The organism is Runella sp. MFBS21 (assembly GCF_029433105.1).
Lineage (GTDB): Bacteria > Bacteroidota > Bacteroidia > Cytophagales > Spirosomataceae > Runella.
Window position 1 is genome coordinate 70,661 of sequence record NZ_JARNTW010000001.1, and the last position, 19,059, is coordinate 89,719.

Genomic DNA, 19,059 nt, shown 5'->3' on the forward strand with positions numbered 1-19,059 from the left:
ACTATAAAATAGCTTTTATAAATAAAACAAAGCCCTTCCAAGACGTCTTGGAAGGGCTGATCTAGAATAGAAACTTACAAAGACTTACGTTAGCCCTGGTAAGTCTTAATATTTCTTTACTCTGCTTTCAGCGATTTTACAGGATTGCCCAAAGCCGCTTTGATGGATTGAAAACTGACGGTGAAAAAGGCGATTAGAATCGACAATGCCGCCGCAATCACAAACGTCCAAACGCTGATGTCGATGCGGTATGGATAATTTTCGAGCCACTGTTTGATGGCATAATAAGCCACAGGAAAGGCAAAAACAAACGATAAACTGACCAGTTTCAAAAAATCAGCCGAAAGTAGCGTTGTGATACTTGCCACCGACGCGCCCAATACTTTACGAATACCAATTTCTTTGGTGCGCCGCTCGGCCGACAGCGTTGCCAAACCGAAAAGGCCAATGCACGAAATAAAAATCGTCAGAATCGCGCCAAAAAGCATGATTTGCTTCCATTTGGCTTCGGATTCGTAGCGCTTTTCGTTTTCTTCATCCATAAACTTATACTCGTATGGATTCGTTGGAAAGAGTTTTTTGTAGGTTTTGGCAAGATGGCTTAGGCTCGCAGTTTCGCTTCCTTCTTTGATTTTGACGAACACCTTTCCGTATTGATTTCTTGGCTTCATTGTAAACAATTGCGGCTTGATTTCTGAGGTAAGTGACTCAAAGTGAAAATCTTTCACTACGCCAACCACTTTGTATTTTTCGCCTTCATTGTACCAAAAATCTACTACTTGCCCCAACGGGTTTGCCCAACCTGCTTTTTTCACAAAAGACTCATTGACCAATACCGACGAAGTAGAATCAGAATTAAACTCCGCCGAAAAATTTCGCCCTTTGATAATCGGGATTTGTAACAGCGGAAAGTAGGTAGCATCTACGGTTTCATAGGCAAAATTAATTTCGGTTTGGCCGTTTACTTTGGCAATTGTGTACCAGTTTCCACCGTTTTTTGGGGCTACGTCCCGTATATTTTGATTTTTCAGTAGTTCATCTTTAAAGACCTTCGCTTCATTCCGACTCAAGCCCGACTTGCCCACCATTACGATACCTTTGTCATTATAACCTAAGTCTTTGTTGGTCAAATAGTTGAACTGAGAATAAATAGTAAGCGTCGCAATGATTAAAAACGAAGCCAACGCAAACTGCAACACCACCAAGCCTTTTTGAAGGTAGTTTTTGCCCGAAAGGTTGAAGCGGCTGTAAAGCGTTTGAACAGGATTATAATTGGATAAAACCAACGCAGGATAAAAGCCCGCCAAAAGACCTGTGGCCAAAAACAAACCGATATAACCCGCCACTAATTTAGCATCAAACAAATACGAAAATGCCAATGCCTTGTTAGAAAGCTCATTGAAGGTAGGCAGCACCATTTGGACTAACAAAAGCGCAAATCCAAAGGCCAAAAAGCACAGAATAAACGATTCGCCCAAAAATTGCATCACCAACTGCCCACGGCCGCCGCCAACGACCTTACGTACCCCAATTTCTTTGGCCCGTTTGAGCGAGCGTGCCACCGTCAGGTTCACGAAATTGATACACGCAATCAGTAAAATAAACATCGCAATACCCGAAAGGATGTACGAAAACATCGGGTTGCTGCCGTCCACCAAGCCGTTTTGGGCAGGCATATCTTTATTGAGATGCATATCAGTAAAAGGCTGCAACGTATAGATGACCTTATCCTTATCGCCGTATTTCTCGGCCATTTCCTTGATAGCGCCCTTGGCGTCGGCTTGATAAACGCGGTTCATGGTTGCTTCTACTTTTTTGAGATTGGCATTGGGTTGGAGCACTACAAACGTATTTTGGAAAAAGCTGAACCAATTACTTTCATTGGCCATCTCAGCTTTGCTTACCACATAGGGAAAAAGAAAATCAAACTTAATCGAAGAATTTTGAGGGCATTTTTTGGCAATTCCCGTCACGGTATAGGGTTCAAACTCCTTTGAATCTCCTTGCGAATTTCGCACTAAAAGAATTTTTCCTAAAACGTTGGTGGTTCCAAACTGTTTTTCGGCCATTTCTTCCGAAAGCACTACTGATTTTGGTTCTCTTAACGCCGTAGCAGGATTTCCGCTGACAAGTGGGAACGAAAACAGCGCAAAAAAACTGCTATCGGCATAAAATGATTCAAAACTTTTGACTTCTGTTCCCACTTTGATGTCACTTCGGTTGCTTTGGTAACGCACCGACATTTTGATTTCGGGAACACCCGCCGCAAATTTAGGCCCTTGCAAGTACCCTGTATGGGTGTTGTACGACTGAAAAACCCCCGCAGGTGTAAACTGTTTGCTCGTAATGCGATAAATGTGAGGATTGTTGGCATGAAACCGGTCAAAACTCACCTCGTCTTTGGTGTAAAGCATGATTAACATAGCTGCTGCCAAGCCAATACTCAAACCAATGACGTTGATGGATGAATACACCTTGTTGTGCGCCAAGGTTCGAAAAGCGATGGTAAAGTAATTGCGTAACATAGATGGCTGAATTAAGAAAGGGTTATGATAAGCTTGTTTTTTCTCGCGACGACGGACAAAAGGAGGCAATACCGATGCGACATTGAGCAAATACCTCCACGTTGCTTGGCGTTTGCCTGCGCGCTCGTACCAGTAAGCGTATAGTTCATCCAAATCACCTTCCACTTCTTCGAGGGTATCTTCGGGATGAAACCACCTCAAGACGCGGTTGGCCCACTGAGGCGGATGAAGTTCGTTGGTTTTCATAGGCTGTTCAATTGCAATTTAGTCGGTGGTAAGAGTTGCCAAAGTTGTTGGCGCAGTTGTTGGATTTCCTGCAAAGCACGATTCCCCAGCGCCGTGACGTGAAAAAGACGTTTCCTCCTGCCACCGCGTTCGTTTGTTGCGCCACCGAGTTCGGAACCGACAAAGCCTTTTTCTTCCAACCGAATGAGCGTATTGTGCACCGTTCCAAAGGTCACGACCCGCCCCGTGTGTTCTTCCAACGCCTGACTGACCGTGACGCCATACGCCTCTCCATCGAGAATGGCAACCATCAGCAAAACTACTTCCTCAAATTCGCCTAAATAGGTTCGACGCATGGTATTATGATTAGTTTATATTTTATCGTACAAATCCGTGCCAGAAATACAAATGGCCCTTTTGGGCCTGTAAACACTGCTTTTAAGGATGTTCATGAAAAAATATTTGTCCGTTTACGGACAAACGTTGTCCTGAGTTGGACAGATGGGAAATTGATTGTAGAGACGTTGCATTGCAACGTCTCCACGGCAATACAACGCCTCCACGGCATTGCAACGTCTCTACGCGACAATAAATTTATTCTGATTTCAACGATTTTACAGGATTCGCCATCGCTGCCCGAATTGATTGATAACTCACTGTTAACAGGGTGATGGTCAATGCACCTCCCACCGCCATTGCAAAAATCCACCACGAAATTTCGGTGTGGTATTTATAATCCTGCAACCAGTCGTTGAGATAATAATAAGCAATCGGAATGGCAATCAGGCACGAAATAATCACCAATACAACAAAGTCTTTGGAAAGCATTCCCCACAAGTTGAATACGGAAGCACCAAGCACTTTGCGAACGCCAATTTCTTTGGTGCGCTGCTCCGCCACAAACGACGCCAATCCAAACAATCCCAAACACGAGATAAAAACGGCCAACAAAGCAAAAATGGCGGCAAGTTTACCAATGCGTTCTTCCGATTGGAATTTTTTACCAAACTCTTGGTCGGCAAATTTATAATCGAACGGAGCGGCGGGAAGGTGTTTTTTGAACGTCGCTTCAATCATCGCCACCGACTCGGAGGCACTACGCGCGGGATTGAGTTTCATCGTCATCCAATTCACGTTTTCGTAGTTCATAAAATAAATAGTTTGCTTTACGGGTTCGTAAGGCGACTGCATGAGCATGTCTTTAATGACCCCAACAATAGTAAAATGCCCCGCATCTTTTCCTTGCCCCCACTGTACTACCTTGCCCACAGGGTTTTGGATTCCCATAAATTTTACGGCGGCTTCGTTGATGACAATCGCCACTGTATCGGTTGAGAAACTCCGAGAGAAATCGCGGCCTTCTTTAAATTTCCACCCTACTGTTTTACCAAAATCGTGCGTGACCCATATCGTGGCAAATTCAGCTTGCAGACTAGGATCTTTGCCTTTCCACTCAAACCCGCCGTTGTTTGACCAAACTGCCGTCAATGGACTCGACGATTCGGCCATTTCGACAATTGCGCCTTGTTTTTTCAACTCCGTACGAAGTAAATCATATTTTCCATAAAAATCAGGCGACATCATCTGCATCATAATCAGGCCGTTGTTGTCGTACCCCATGGGGCGGTCTTTGGTATGCTGAATCTGACGATAGACAATCAGAGTTCCGATAATCAGTGTAATAGACACCGTAAATTGCACCACCACTAACACCTGACGCGGTACCGAAGCAAAACGCCCCGCCCTAAAAGTGCCTTTGAGTACTTTTACGGGCTGAAACGACGACAAATACAGGGCGGGATAACTTCCTGCCAGCACCCCCGTAAGGACAATAAAACCTACGCTTACGAGCCAAAATACGGGTTCGGCCCACGGGAAGACCATTTTTTTATCGGTAATTTCGTTGAATAATGGCAAAACAGCTAATGTCACTCCCAGTGCTCCCCAAAAGGCAACAATTACCACCAAAAACGATTCGCTGAAAAACTGATTGATTAACTGCGTCCGAATCGACCCTACCGCTTTGCGAATTCCTACCTCTTTGGCCCGTTTTTCGGAACGTGCGGTGCTTAGGTTCATAAAATTGATACAAGCCAACAGCAATACAAACAGTCCAACGATGGCAAATAGCCATATGTATTGAATGAAACCGCCCGTTTTCACACCTTCTTCCCAGTTGGACTGCAAATGCCAGTCGCTCATCGGGTGTAAAAAAATCTCCGCTTTAAATTTCTTCTCTTCCGCATTTACTTTGTCCAGCTTCACATTTGTGATTTTGTCGCTCAGCTGCGTCATGTCAGCGTGATCGGCGATTTGGGCAAATAGCTGAAAGGAGTTGTTATCCCACTGCCCTTCGTCGAGGGCGCGTTGTACCCATTTTTGGGAAGAAACGTAGAGTTTCCACGGGGCAATAAATTTTAAGTCGCGAGCGGAGGTATTAAAAGGCAAATCTTCATAAACTCCCGTCACTTTTACGTCCAACTTGTTGTCAATCCGCACGAGTTTACCCATGGGGTCTTCATTACCAAAAAGTGATTGGGCAACCGATTCAGAAAGTAAAATAGAGTTGAGTTCTTTCAGTCCGTCATGATTGCCTTTGAGCATTTTCAATGAAAGCATGCGAGGAATGTCCACATCCATGTAGTTGCCAGAACGAGTGATTTTGGTTTCTCCATACGTGAGAATGCGGTCTCCTCCCCAGGTGGCCATGGCCAAATATTTAAAATCGCTCCCGTATTTTGCTCGTAGTTCCGCTTCCAATGGCATCGGAATAGACGATTCCGTTCCTCTGTGCCCATTAAAAGTCTGGTGTTGCATCACTTGCGCAAGGCGGTTGTAGTTTTGGTGGTACTTATCGTACGACAATTCATCGTAAATCCATAGGCCAATCATCATGGCCACGGCCATACCAACGGCCAATCCACCAATATTGATGACCGAATACCCCGTATTCTTAACAAGATTGCGAAAAGCAATTTTTAAATAATTACGTAACATAGAAGGACTGTATAAAAAAGTGAATGGATAGGAATTGGGTTTACGTTTCAAAGCAAAAGGACGAATAAAACTCAGGACGTTCAGCACGTACTGCTGTCGGGCTATTTTTACGCCAAACAGCGCCACCTGCCGCTCGAATCGCTCATGCAAATCCCCTTGAACCTCTTCCAATAGGTGAGGCGCACAGAAAAATTCGAGCAGGCGTTCGGCCCAACGGGGCGGCTGGTTTTGCATATAATGATTGTATTGTAAAATGGGATGGAATTGTAGAGACGTTGCATGCAACGTCTCCGCATGCAACGTCTCTACAGGGGGATTTATTCTGATTTCAAGGTTGTTACAGGATTTATCAGTGCCGCTTTCAAGGTCTGATAGCTAACCGTAAACAGAGAAATGGCTACAATCGCTATACCCGCAACGGCAAAACTTTCCCAACCTACCTCCGTACGATACACAAAACCTTCGAGCCACTTATTCATGGCATAATACGACAAAGGAGACGCGATGGCAAGTGCAACCAAAACGGGTTTGAGAAACTCTCTGGAAAGCAGTGTTGTAATACTAATCACACTGGCGCCCAGCACTTTCCGAACACCGATTTCTTTGGTACGCTGCTCCGCCGTAAACATTGCCAAGCCAAAAAGCCCTAAGCAACTGATAAGAATGGCGATGAAGGTGAATGAATTGATAATCTGGCGCAGTGTTTTTTCTTCTATGTATTGTTTTTGAATCTCTTCATCCAAAAACGAATACTGTAATGGGAAGCTAGGGATAAGTTTTTTCCAGATTTGTTCAACATTCGCCATCAAGCCCTCGTAGTTGTCGGTTTGGACTTCCAAAACCATGTACTCTGGCTGAGCACTATAGTGCATCATCAATGGCTTGATTTCTTCTTTCAAAGAGTTATTGATGTAATCTTTGTAAACCCCAATCACTGTATACGCATCGATATTGTCGCCAGTTCCCGTGAATACCTCGATACCCACGGCTGTTTCCGTGGTTAAGTTCAAATCTCTGACACTTTTTTCGCTCAAAATCACTTGGTTGTTGGTATCGGCAGGAGTAAAGTTTCTTCCTGCAATGAGCTTAATACCGAGTGTTTTGAAAAACCCTTCGTCTACGACGTTGTTTTTGATTAACAATCCTTTATCCATACTACCCCCCGATTTAAAGACCAACATATCCTGTAAAAAACTTTGTGAAGGATAGTATCGAACTCCTCCGATGCTTTTAATCTGGTGCTGATTCAACAGCTCATTTTTCAAGGCTGTAAACTGTCTTTGGACATTTTCGTTGGAAAGCGACACTACAATCTTTTGATTTTTGTTAAAGCCTAGGTCTTTGTTTTGCATAAAATCCAACTGCTTCGAAATCACCAACACTCCGATAATGAGCACAATGGCAATCGAGAACTGAAAAACAACCAAGCCTTTGCGAAGAACTACCGAAGCGGGATTGAATTTAAACGTTCCTTTCAACACACTTACGGGTTTGAAACTTGATAAATAAATGGCAGGATAAATGCCCGCCAACAAGCCAGTCGCCAATGCTACCAACACTGTAATCAATAAAATATCAAGGTTTTGGGTAATAGTAAGCGCTAACGTACTGTCAGTAAGCGAGTTTAGAAATGGCAAAAGGAGCTTGACAATCGGCAAAGCCAAGAAAATAGAGATAAAAGCAATCAGCATCGACTCGCCCAAAAACTGCCCAATCAACACCGACCTAAAGGCTCCAACGGCTTTTCTAACACCCACTTCTTTGGCGCGGCGCACCGAGCGGGCCGTGGTTAGGTTGACAAAATTGATGCAAGCAATCAATTGAATAAAAGCCGCGATGGTCAATAAAATGTACAAAAACGAAATATCGGACACTTTATCCGTTTGGTTCGTTATGCCTTTTGAATACAGGTGAATATCCGTTACTTTTTGCAGCAAAACCGTTTTTTTCATCCCCAACTCCGCAATTCTTTTTCCACCATAACGCTGCAAAAGCGCAGGCATTTTAGCGTTTACACTTTCGGGATTGACGTTGGGTTTGAGCTTTACGTACGAATAAATAAAGTTATTGCCGCCCCATTCGGTGTTATTTCGGGCAAACTCCCCAAGCCCACCGCTGTTTAGGCTGACCAAAAAGCTGGGTCGAAGGTGCGATTTGCCAAAACTATCGTCATACACCCCTGTTACGGTATAGGTGGTGGTATTGATATTGGTACCCACTTTGATGCGCTTGTTAATCGCCTTCTCTTCCCCAAACATTTTTTTTGCAAGTGTTTTCGAAAGAACTGCCGTATAGGGCGTATCCAAAGAATGCTCTGGCGAACCTTCCAAGAAGCGGTAAGTAAAGACGTTGAAAAACGTTGAATCCACCAAAAAGCCTTTGTCGTCAATGAACGTTTCGGTTTTTCCTTCTACCCCCAAAAGGTTATTTTTTGCGGTAAAGAAATTGAGCACCCGCGTATATTCCACCACTTCGGGAAAGTCCTTTTTCATGGTAGGCGCGATGATGGGCGAACTCGTGCCGCTGTTGAACATGGGCTGATCGCCACCGTTGTGTAAAATGTTTGTTTGGAGTCGGTAAATGTTCTCGGCGTCTTTGTGGTAGTTGTCGTAGCCAAATTGGTCTTTGACATACAACAAAATATACAAACAGCACACCGTCCCGACGGTCAGACCGAGAATATTGAGCGAGCTGAACATCTTGTGGCGAACAAGATTCCGAAAAGCGATTTTTAGATAATTGATTAACATGGTCGGGCTGTATAAAAAAGTGGTTGAAAACTCGGATTTTTTACGTTTGAGGGCAAAAGGGCGAATAAAACTCAGGACATTCCACGCGTATTGTTGTCGGGCTATTTTTACTCCAAACAGCGCCGCCTGCCGCTCAAATCGTTCATAGAGATCTCCCTGCACTTCTTCCAAAAGGTCAGGCGCACAAAAGAATTCGAGCAGGCGTTCGGCCCAGCGGGGTGGGTGGTTTTGCATATTACATTCCCAAAACAGGTAACGTCTGAGGTGCAATAGCATCCCATAAACGATTTCGTTGGTCGCGCACTTCTTGGAGTGTTTTACTACCAATCACTGTCACCCGAAAGAGACGCTTGCGCCGCCCACCTCGTTCGGCGGTAGCCTCTCCCATAAATGACGACAGCATTCCTTTTTCTTCGAGGCGATGCAGGGCGGCATGAACCGCACTAATGCTTACAGTTCGTCCCGTTTGGCGGTCGAGCTCGTCGGTAATAGCTACTCCATATGCCCCTTCTCCTAGGATTGCGACGGTCAAGAGTACAATTTCTTCAAATTCACCTAAGTACGTTCGTTTCATCAAAAAAATATTATTAACTTTTGTAGAACAAATAGTTTGCCAGCTACCTAAACCTGCATTTTTAGCCTGTATAAGGGGATTTTAAGATTGTTATTTGTCCGAAATCGTACACTATTGTCCAGTAGTGTACAACATATTCAATGGTTTATTGGTGGTAGAGGCGTTGCATGCTGTAGAGACGTTGCATGCTGTGGAGACGTTGCATGCAACGTCTCTACCAGGCGGTTTATTCGGATTTCAATGCTTTAACAGGATTCATCAAGGCCGCTTTTATGGTATGAAAGCTTACAGTAAGCAACGTAATAAGCAATACCAAGGCCGCCGCAAGAATAAACGACAAGGGGTGCAATTCGGTTTTGTAGGGAAAAGGCTCCAACCATTCGTTCATAAAATACCACGCAATAGGGAAGGCAATGAGACAAGAAATACCTACTAGATACAAGAAACTTTTAGCAACTAATGTGACAATATGCCCCGTCTCGGCTCCCATCACTTTCCGAACACTGATTTCTCTTCGACGCTGCTCGGTTGTAAATGCTACTAACCCTAAAAGCCCTAAACACGAAATCAAAACGGTAAGTAAGGAGAAAGTTGTAAAGAGCGAACCACGTTTTTGATCGGCGGCAAACTGTGATTGAAAAGTTTGGTCTAAGAAATCATACCGAAATAGATATTGAGGAAAAATGGTTTTGTAACTTTTTTCGATGAAAGCCAATGTACTCGGAATATTCTCAGCATTGATTTTGACTTGTACCGAACCGTTGCTTTCGCGATATACCAACGCCATTGGTTCAATAGGATTATAAAGTGATTTTTGGTGAAAGTCTTTGAATACCCCAATCACTTCAGCTGTGTTTACAGAATCTCCGGCATACCTAATCTTCTTTCCTAAGGCATCGCTCCAACCCATTTTTTTGACAAGTGCTTCATTTACAATGATTCGACGTAGAGAATCGGCCCGGTCTAAATCCGTAAAGTTGCGGCCTTTGACAAGTTGAATCCCCAATGTAGGGAGATAACTAGGGTCAATTCCATATACTTCGATGGCGTAGTTGGTAAAGCCCGCTTTTCCTTCAATTTCCATGAGGTTGACACTCTGAGACGCGCTACTAGGTACATACCACGACGAACTGATGGATTGGACATTAGGATTTTTTTGAAATTCTGATTTCATCCGTTTTATCATAGTGCTCCGTGCGCCAGAATTGATAGAAGGCATATCAATCACCACCACTTGCTCTTTATTATAGCCCAATTCTTTGTGTTGAAGATAACGAAGTTGGTCATAAACCACCCACGTACTAATAAGCATAACCATCGAAATTGTAAATTGGACAATCACCAATGTACGCCGCAATGGGGCATTGGTAGAGGCTTTGGCCAAATTCCCTTTTAATACATTCAAGGGATTGAAACCTGATAAGTAAAAAGCAGGGTAACTACCTCCTAAAAAGCCTGTGACGATAACGATGAGCCCTATCCCCAAAAGCGTGCTAGGACGGAGTAAAGTCTGTATGGTAAATGTTTTGCCCGAAATATCATTAAATACAGGAAGCAACAGGGCAATCAAAACCAAGCTGAGCAACAACGACGTCAACGTCAATACTACTGATTCGGTTAAGAATTGAAAAATGAGGTGGCTTTGCAACGAACCCGATACTTTACGGATACCAATTTCTTTGGAGCGTCGCGCCGACCGTGCCGTAGTCAGATTCATGTAGTTGATGCACGCAATCAAAATCATAAATACTGCAATTGCCGAAAATATGTAGATATACGACATGCTACCCAATTCTTCGGGCTCATTGTCGAAGTCGGACTTGAGGTGAATCTCGGTAATGGGCTGAACAAGGTAGGTGATCTTAACATTGAAGGGAGCAAAAATCGCCGCCATATATTTTTCATACAAAGCGGGTAATTTCTTCTCTAATTGGCCGGGGCTTACGTTTGGTTTGAGCAATACATAAGTGTAATGGCTAAAATTACCCCAATTGTCAGAAAAGTTTTTTTCCAAACTAGACACAGAAACCAGCCCGTTGAAACGAAAATGAGAATTGTTAGGGACATCTTCAATGACTGCCGTAATGTTATAGGTTTCGTTGTTTCGTCCTTGCAACGATTTTCCTACCACATTTTGGGTAGTTTGGAAAAATTTCTCGGCCAATGATTTGGTCAATACCAGTGAGTTGGGCGCTTTCAATGCGTTTTTGGCATCTCCTGCAATGAATTTGTAGGTAAAAATATCAAAGAAGGCACTGTCAGTATAATAAACTTTTGGTTCTAAAAACTGCAACTCACCCTTTTTCAACAATTTTGGATTTTCTGGTTGAGCCAATCGTGCCGCATACTCAACTTCTGGATATTCTTTTTTGAGTGTCGGCCCCAAAAGAAAGGGTGTAATCGCAATACGCCCCGAACGTTCGGGTTCTTGTAAGATGCTGTTGATTCGAAAAATGCGGTCGGCATTTTCGTGATAACGATCAAAGCTAAGTTCGTCAGTTACGTAAAAAAAGAGAAATAACCCAAACGTAAGGCCAAGGGTAAGGCCTATTAAATTGAGTGCTGTGTAGCCTTTGTCTTTCAGAAGGCTTCGTACGGCGATTTTGAGGTAGTTTTTAAACATGGCTTTATGGTAAAGAATAGAGAGAGAGAATTATTCCGTTTTCAATGTATGGGCAGGATTGGCCAAAGCCGTTTTAAGGGCTTGGTACGCAACGGTTCCTAAGGCAACCACCATCGCTATGACGCCCGCAAACACAAACACCCAAGCATTTATCTCAATGCGGTACGCAAAGTCTTGAAGCCACTGATTACCAAAGTAGTAGGCTACGGGACAAGCAATGAAAATGCCGATAAGCACCAGTTTCAGGAAGTCTTTTGACAAAAGCGCCACAATGCTCGTTACGCCTGCCCCCAGCACTTTCCGAATACCAATTTCTTTGGTACGTTGTTCGGTCACGAAAGTGGCCAAGCCAAACAATCCCAAGCAGGCAATCAAAATAGCCACCAGCGACGTATAGGTTAAAATTTGCTTCCAGCGCAAGTCGTCGGCGTAACGCTCCATCCGAAAATCTTCCAAGAAGTAGTATTCCAAAGGAAGGTAAGGGACGTACTTTTTATAGACTTTCTTAATCTGCGCCAGTGCTTCTTTTTGGTGATTAGGAGTCAGTTGGATGTGAATACAGCCTGCTTGTCGGCGGGTATCGCGCGCCCACACGATGGGTTTTATTTTCTCCTTAAACGAAGCATAGTGGAAGTCTTTCACAATGCCGACGATGTTCAATGCTTTATCCCGTTGGCGAATAGACAGAGTAAAAGGGTTTTGACCTTTGGGGACAAATTCCCGTACAAAAGCCTCGTTGACAATGATATTTGAAACCGTATCCAACGCATATTTTGGCGAAAAATACCGCCCTTGCACCAACGGAATACCCATCAATTGCAAATGATTTTCGTCGATGTACTCGTAGTAAGTATAGTCGGTGCTTTTGCCATTGATTTGGTAAATCGTACTGTTCCAATCTCCTGATTTGTTGGAAACTTTTTCGACGTAAGGCAACTGCGCCAACTCATTTTTGAGCGGTGCGGCTACTCTTTCTATTTGATCCCAAGGCAACCAAAAGCGAAGAATGTTGTCGGTTTTGTAACCAAGTTCGGCCTGAGCGATGTAATTAAACTGACGAGTCGCAATAACCGTCCCGATAATCAACACGCCTGCCAACACAAACTGAAACACGACCAATGCTTTCCCGAATGTTTGTCGGCCTGTCAGTTTAAATGGCCCACGCAAAGTTTCGATCGGGCGAAAACCTGACAGCACCAACGCAGGGTAAAATCCTGCTAAAAGCGCCACCAAGAGCAATAACCCGCCAAAAAGCCCCAAGGTAGTCGGTTGAAAAAGGTAGGTGCTTTCTAAATGTTTGTCGGTCAATTCGCTGAACGTAGGCAGCAACAGGTAAGCCAACAACCACGACGGAACAAACGCCAAAGCCGTCAGCAAAAACGATTCTCCCAAAAACTGCGCTAAAATGTGCTGACGCGTGCCTCCCGTTGCCTTTCGGATGCCAATTTCTTTGGCGCGTTTGAGCGAGCGAGCCAGCGTAAGGTTCACAAAATTGATGCAGGCAATGACCAAAACCAACAACGCCAGCCCCGATAAAATCTTCGGATAACGCTCATTTGACCAATATTGCAAGCCATTAGAAGCATAATAGTCAGGATTTAAGTGCATTTCGTACAAAGGTTGCAGCTTAAACTTAATCTCGTACGTTTTGCCTTCACTATTGTCTTTACGCACACTTTCTAAAAAATCAGAGGTGTACTTCTTAGTCACTGCCTCCATTTTTTTGCCCAACTGTGCCACGTTCACTTTCGGATTGACCAACAAAAACGTATTCAAACTTGCATTAAACCAATTTTCGTCGTTGGCGCGCTGCTGAGGGTCAGGTGAAATGAGGTGGTCGATAGACATCAACATATCAAACTGAATCGACGAATTGGCGGGTGGGTGTTTGACGACGGCCGCCACCACAAACGGCTTAAAAGCCGCCCCTTCATCACCGATTTGCATTAGTTTACCTACGGGGTCTTGGCTTCCAAAATACTTTTCGGCCATTCGGTCGGTAATCACCACGTTTTTTAAATCCTTGAGAGCTGTGCGGGCGTCTCCTGCCACTACCTCAAACGAAAACATGGTCAACACGGAGTTGTCGGCGTACATCAAATTCTCTTTAATCCCTTCATTACCTTTCTTCACGAGGGTATTCCAGCCGTTTTTAAAGCGGCAATACGCCTCAAAATCACCTAGTTCGCGTACAAACGCGGGGCCTTGCGGCATCCCTGTGTTTCCCATTTTACTCAGATTTCCCTGCAGGTCTTTGCGGTCTTGTATCAACCGAAAAATCTGCGGTCCTTTCGCGTGCATACGGTCAAAGGACAAATCGTCTTTGACGTACAGCATAATCAGCATCACCACCGTCAGTCCGAGGGTAAGTCCTGAGAGGTTAACAAAGGAATACACTTTGTTTTGCCAAAGGTTCCGAAATGCGATTTTGAGGTAGTTGCGTAGCATAACGATATAATTTTTATGGCGATGACGTAGAGACGTTGCATGCAACGTCTCTACAGGGAATTATTCCGATTTCAATGATTTGACAGGATTCATCAGGGCGGCTTTAATCGACTGGTAACTAACCGTAAACAAAGCAATAACGACCGTTACAAGTCCTGCTAAAACAAAAACCAAAGGATTGATCGTGATTTTGTAGGTATAGTCTTCCAACCATTTATTCATTATCCAGTACGACAGCGGACTCGCAATCAGAAAGGCCAATAGCACTGGCGTAACAAATCCTTTTGACATCAATAGCACAATTTGCCCTATTCCCGCTCCTAAGACTTTACGAATGCCAATTTCCTTGGTTTTTTGCTGGGCTAACGACGTGGCCAAACCAAGTAAGCCTAAACAAGTGATAAAAATGGTCAAGAACGCAAAACCTTGTGCCATAAACGATAACCGCTCTACACTTGCAAATTTTTCATTGTAAGCATCGTCCACAAAATGATACTCAAAAGGGTAATTGGGATTGTATTTCCTAAAAATGGCTTTTGCATTTTCTAGGTTTTCTTTGATAGGTTTTTCGGGGTTGTATTTGACATGAATCGCGTTGAAAAAATTCATTTTCGCCCCCGCAATTGTCACCGCATTCACTTCTCGAAAAGGCGATTGCATCACAAAATCTTTCACCACCCCAATCACCTGAAACTCCCAACCACCGTCGGTGATTTTTTCGCCAATGGGGTTTTTGAAACCCATCATCTTCTTGGCTGTTTCGTTAATAATTACCCCCGAAGAATCGGTTGGATAGGCTTTTAAATCAAAATCACGCCCTTCGATAATCTCTAAACCAAGCGTTTTTACAATTTGGTCGTCTGCTCCAAAACGGTCAATGTTCCTGTGGTCGTCTGTCGCTTTGCCCCGCCATTTCATTCCACCTGTGTTACTCCACGTTTCGGTAATAGGTGAAAATGTTTTTACTACCGAAACCGCCACGTTGTTTTTCAACAATTCAGCTTTTATGAGGTCAAAGTTTTTAGAAATATCGCCCTCTACGGGGTGATAGACCAGGTTTGCTTTGTCGTATCCTGATTTTCTGTTTTGGGCATAATCCAACTGTTGCTTGATAATCATGGTACAAGAAATGAGCAAAACAGAGAACACAAATTGACAAACGACGAGTATTTTTCTGGGAGTAATTGGAGAAGAGATATTGAAATAACTTCCTTTCAATACTTGCAAAGGGTCAAAACTCGAAAGGAATAGCGCAGGATAAGACCCTGCCACCAATCCCGTGACAACAACAAAACCCAACGAATAGGCAATCCATTGAGCATCCCACCAATCAATCACAATTTTGGACTCAATGAGTTGATTGAACGCGGGGAGACTGACCATAATAATGCCAATTGCCAACACCCCTGCCAACAATGAGGTGAGAATAGACTCGGAATAAAACAGCTTAATGAGGGATAAACGGCTAGCTCCCGACGCCTTTCGGACTCCTACTTCTTTGGCCCGTTTGTCGCTTCGGGACGTGCTCAAATTCATGAAGTTGATGCACGCAATCAGCAATATCAAAAGGGCAATGACCGTAAAGTTGCGAACTTGTTCGATTTTACCACCTTCTTCCACTCCATTTTTAAAGCTTCCGTAAAGCCGCAATCGCTCAAAAGGATACACGAAGGTCTCCCAAGAGGCGGTTTCTTTGTCATACTGCTTTCTTAGATGTTTGACTTTTAGGTTGAAAGCCTGAGCGTCAGTGTTCTTTTTTAACAACACATAAGTAGTGGTAGAGTTGTTGCCCCAGTGCAAACTCTCCATGTTATTGACTACCTTGAACCGCCACGGCACCAAACAATCAAAATTAAAATTGGTGTTGGTTGGAAGTGATTTCACTACGCCTGTCACCACAAAATCGCTTTCGTTATTGAGCTTGACGATTTGGCCAAGTGGCTCATTATTTCCAAATAGTTTTTGGGCAAAATCTTGCGTAATTACCAAATTATTGACCCCGTTTAGGCAGGTTTTGATATCTCCTTTGAGCAATGGAAACGTGAATACGTCCAAAAAAGTAGAATCCACTATCTGAACCGTCCCTTTTATTTTTGTCTCTTTCGCTTGAACCAAATATTTGTCTGCCCAATCGACCCGCACCATTTTTTCAACTTCGGGATAGTCTTTTTGCAGGGCGGGTCCCATGGATTGTGGAGTGACGTTCCAACTACTGGTTTTGCCTTTTTCGGTGACTTGGTTCCACGCCTGAAAAATCCGCTCTCGGTTTTCGTGGGTGTTTTCAAAGTTCATTTCGTCATTGACCCAAAGTAAAATCAACGCCGATGCCGAAAATCCTATCGCCAAGCCTAGGATATTGATACTGCTAAATACTTTGTCGTTCAGTAGGTTCCGAAATGCGATTTTGAGGTAGTTGCGTAGCATAACGATGTAATTTTTATGGTGGTGACGTAGAGACGTTGCATGCAACGTCTCTACGGGTATTATTCCGATTTCAATGATTTAACAGGATTCATCAGGGCGGCCTTAATCGACTGGAAACTAACCGTCAAAAACGCCAACAACATCGTAGCCACGCCCGCTGCCACAAAAATCCACCACGGAATTTCGACCCGAAACGCGAAGTCTTCGAGCCAAGTGTTCATCGCGAAGTAGGCCAACGGCGCGGCAATCAAAAAGGCGATTCCTACCAATTTCAAAAAGTCTTTGGAAAGAAGTCCCACGATGCTCCACAAGCTAGCTCCCAGCACCTTCCGAACGCCGATTTCTTTGGTACGCTGCTCGGCGATGTAGGTAATGAGCCCGAACAAGCCCAAACAAGCAATAAAAATCGTCAGAATGGCAAAAATGAGCGCAATAGTACCAACGCGCTGTTCGGCCTGATACATTTCGTTGAAAGAATCATCAAGAAAATGGTAATTGAACGGCATCCCCGTCGAGAGTTGTTTCCACTTTCCTTCGATTTGTTTTACCAATTGTTGCGACTCCGACGTATTTATTTTAAATGCCATATCCCAGCCACTACGCCCGTACCGAAAGCACAAAGGGCCGACGTTTTCCCGCATCGACGAATAATGAAAATTTTTCACCACTCCAATAATCGTCAGCGTACTTGTTTCGGAAGCATTGCCAGTACCCGCATAGAGATTTTTGCCCACGGGGTCTTCATAGCCTAACATCTTCGCCGTTTCTTCATTGATAATAATCGAGCTAGAATCTGCCCCAAATGCTTTGGAAAAATTACGCCCCTTGATGATTTTCATGCCCAAAGTCGGGATGTATTCTTCATCAATCACCCAGTTTTGCATATTAAACCCATTTTTTACGTCGATAACCGCCGTTTTAGAGTAGGTATTATCGCTGCGCGACGAGTTGGCCACGGGTAAATACCCCGCAAAAGCCCCCGCTTTTACCCCCGCCATTTTTTTGACTTCTTCCTTAAAAACGCGGTTATTTTCGCCCAACGACGACGTACCCGTCACCACCAACACTTGGTCTTTCGAAAACCCGAGGTTTTTGTGTTGAATGTAATTGAGTTGGCGGTAAATGATAAAAGTAGAAATGACCAATACCAACGACGTCACAAATTGGAACGTCACCAACGCATTTCGGAAATTGGAGCGTTTAAAATTGGCATTGAGCTTGCTTTTGAGCACTTCAATTGGCTTAAACGACGACAAGAAAAAGGAAGGATAATAGCCTGCCAACGCCCCAACGCCAAGCGGCAACGCCAATAAAAAAGGCAAGTACACAGGTTGGTAAATCGTAGTCGGCGTAAATTCTTTGCCCGCAATTTGATTAAAATAAGGAAGCAATGCCGTCGTAAATACCAACGCAATACCAAATGCCAAATAACTCGTCAGTATCGACTCCGCCATAAACTGTCCAATCAAGCTATTTCGTTCGGTGCCTAATACCTTCCGAATCCCCACTTCTTTGGCGCGGTTGGCCGAGCGAGCCGTGCTCAAATTCATAAAATTGATGCAGGCAATGAGCAGTAAAAACAAAGCTACAATCGAAAAGATATACACATATTCGATATTACCGTTGACCCCAAACTCGTATAATTTGTTGGATTTTAGGTGAATGTCCAGCAGCGGCATCAGCGAATACTGAATGTAATTCCCCGCTTTTTTGAACTCGTCCATGCTTTTAATATCTATGAAGGCTTTGGCTTGAGGAAGAATATATTTGTTGATAAAGCCGTCAAATTTTTTCTCAAACTGCTTATAATCAACGCCTTCTTTCAATTTGACATACGTATAAAAATTGTGACTCAAGAAGTTTCCAAAGGTGTAGTCCACATTTTTGAACGAAAAAATAATATTCGTCCGAAGGTGAGAATTCTGCGGTATGTCTTCATAGACCGCCGTTACTTTATACTCTTGGGGATTGTTAACTCCCGTCGAAAGGATTTTCCCCACCGCAGGGCCATCGCCAAAGTATTTCTTCGCTACCGACTTACTAATAGCCACTGTATTGGGGGCATTGAGGGCTGTTTTGCCGTCTCCTTCGAGCACATGAAGTGGAAAAACCTCAAAAAACGTCGAATCCGCATTTACGCAGTTGTTTTCTACCAAAAACTCATTGCCTTTTCGGATAAATCGGCGACTGTTTTGGGCGAACAAACGCACGTATTGCTCCACCTCAGGATAATCTTTTTTGAGCGTTGGGCCAAAAGGGTCGGAGCTCAAGGCCATTTTCATTTCGGTTCCCCCAAATTTGATGTCCGAATGTATGCGATAAATACGAGCCGCGTCTTTGAGGTAGCGGTCGTAGCTCAATTCATCGACTACGTACAACGAAATCAACAAAAAACAGGTAAGCCCAATGGCCAACCCGAAAATGTTGATGATGCTGTATAGTTTGTTTTTGAGGAGGTTTCTCCAAGCGATTTTGAGGTAATTCCGTAGCATG

General features: G+C 43.9%; 9 protein-coding genes. All 9 read right to left on the reverse strand.

The window, feature by feature from the left end; all coding sequences use genetic code 11:
• Nucleotides 1-116: 116 nt before the first annotated feature.
• Nucleotides 117-2,771: an ABC transporter permease gene (locus P1X15_RS00200; RefSeq protein WP_277336129.1), complete on the reverse strand. Its 2,655-nt coding sequence runs from the start codon at nucleotides 2,769-2,771 to the stop codon at nucleotides 117-119.
• Nucleotides 2,768-3,106, reverse strand: a complete 339-nt coding sequence (locus P1X15_RS00205) for a PadR family transcriptional regulator (RefSeq protein WP_028523024.1) — start codon at nucleotides 3,104-3,106, stop codon at nucleotides 2,768-2,770. The genes P1X15_RS00200 and P1X15_RS00205 overlap by 4 nt, the downstream gene beginning before the upstream one ends.
• Nucleotides 3,107-3,344: 238 nt before the next feature.
• A complete protein-coding gene (locus P1X15_RS00210; protein WP_277336130.1) occupies nucleotides 3,345-5,981 on the reverse strand; it encodes an ABC transporter permease in 2,637 nt (878 codons plus the stop codon).
• Nucleotides 5,982-6,064: 83 nt separating this feature from the next.
• Nucleotides 6,065-8,731, reverse strand: coding sequence for an ABC transporter permease (locus P1X15_RS00215; RefSeq protein ID WP_277336131.1), 2,667 nt, complete (start codon nucleotides 8,729-8,731; stop codon nucleotides 6,065-6,067).
• 1 nt (nucleotide 8,732) lies between these two features.
• Entirely contained in the window at nucleotides 8,733-9,071 is a 339-nt protein-coding gene (locus P1X15_RS00220) for a PadR family transcriptional regulator (RefSeq protein WP_277336132.1), read from the reverse strand.
• 226 nt (nucleotides 9,072-9,297) lie between these two features.
• Nucleotides 9,298-11,694 (reverse strand): ABC transporter permease, encoded by a 2,397-nt coding sequence (locus P1X15_RS00225; RefSeq protein WP_277336133.1) that lies wholly within the window; start codon nucleotides 11,692-11,694, stop codon nucleotides 9,298-9,300.
• 30 nt (nucleotides 11,695-11,724) lie between these two features.
• Nucleotides 11,725-14,142 carry an ABC transporter permease gene (locus P1X15_RS00230; protein ID WP_277336134.1) on the reverse strand — a complete coding sequence of 806 codons (2,418 nt, stop codon included), beginning with the start codon at nucleotides 14,140-14,142 and terminating at the stop codon, nucleotides 11,725-11,727.
• Nucleotides 14,143-14,202: 60 nt separating this feature from the next.
• Entirely contained in the window at nucleotides 14,203-16,566 is a 2,364-nt protein-coding gene (locus P1X15_RS00235; protein WP_277336135.1) for an ABC transporter permease, read from the reverse strand.
• A 59-nt stretch (nucleotides 16,567-16,625) separates the two neighbouring features.
• A complete protein-coding gene (locus tag P1X15_RS00240) occupies nucleotides 16,626-19,058 on the reverse strand; it encodes an ABC transporter permease (RefSeq protein WP_277336136.1) in 2,433 nt (810 codons plus the stop codon).
• Nucleotide 19,059: the final 1 nt, after the last annotated feature.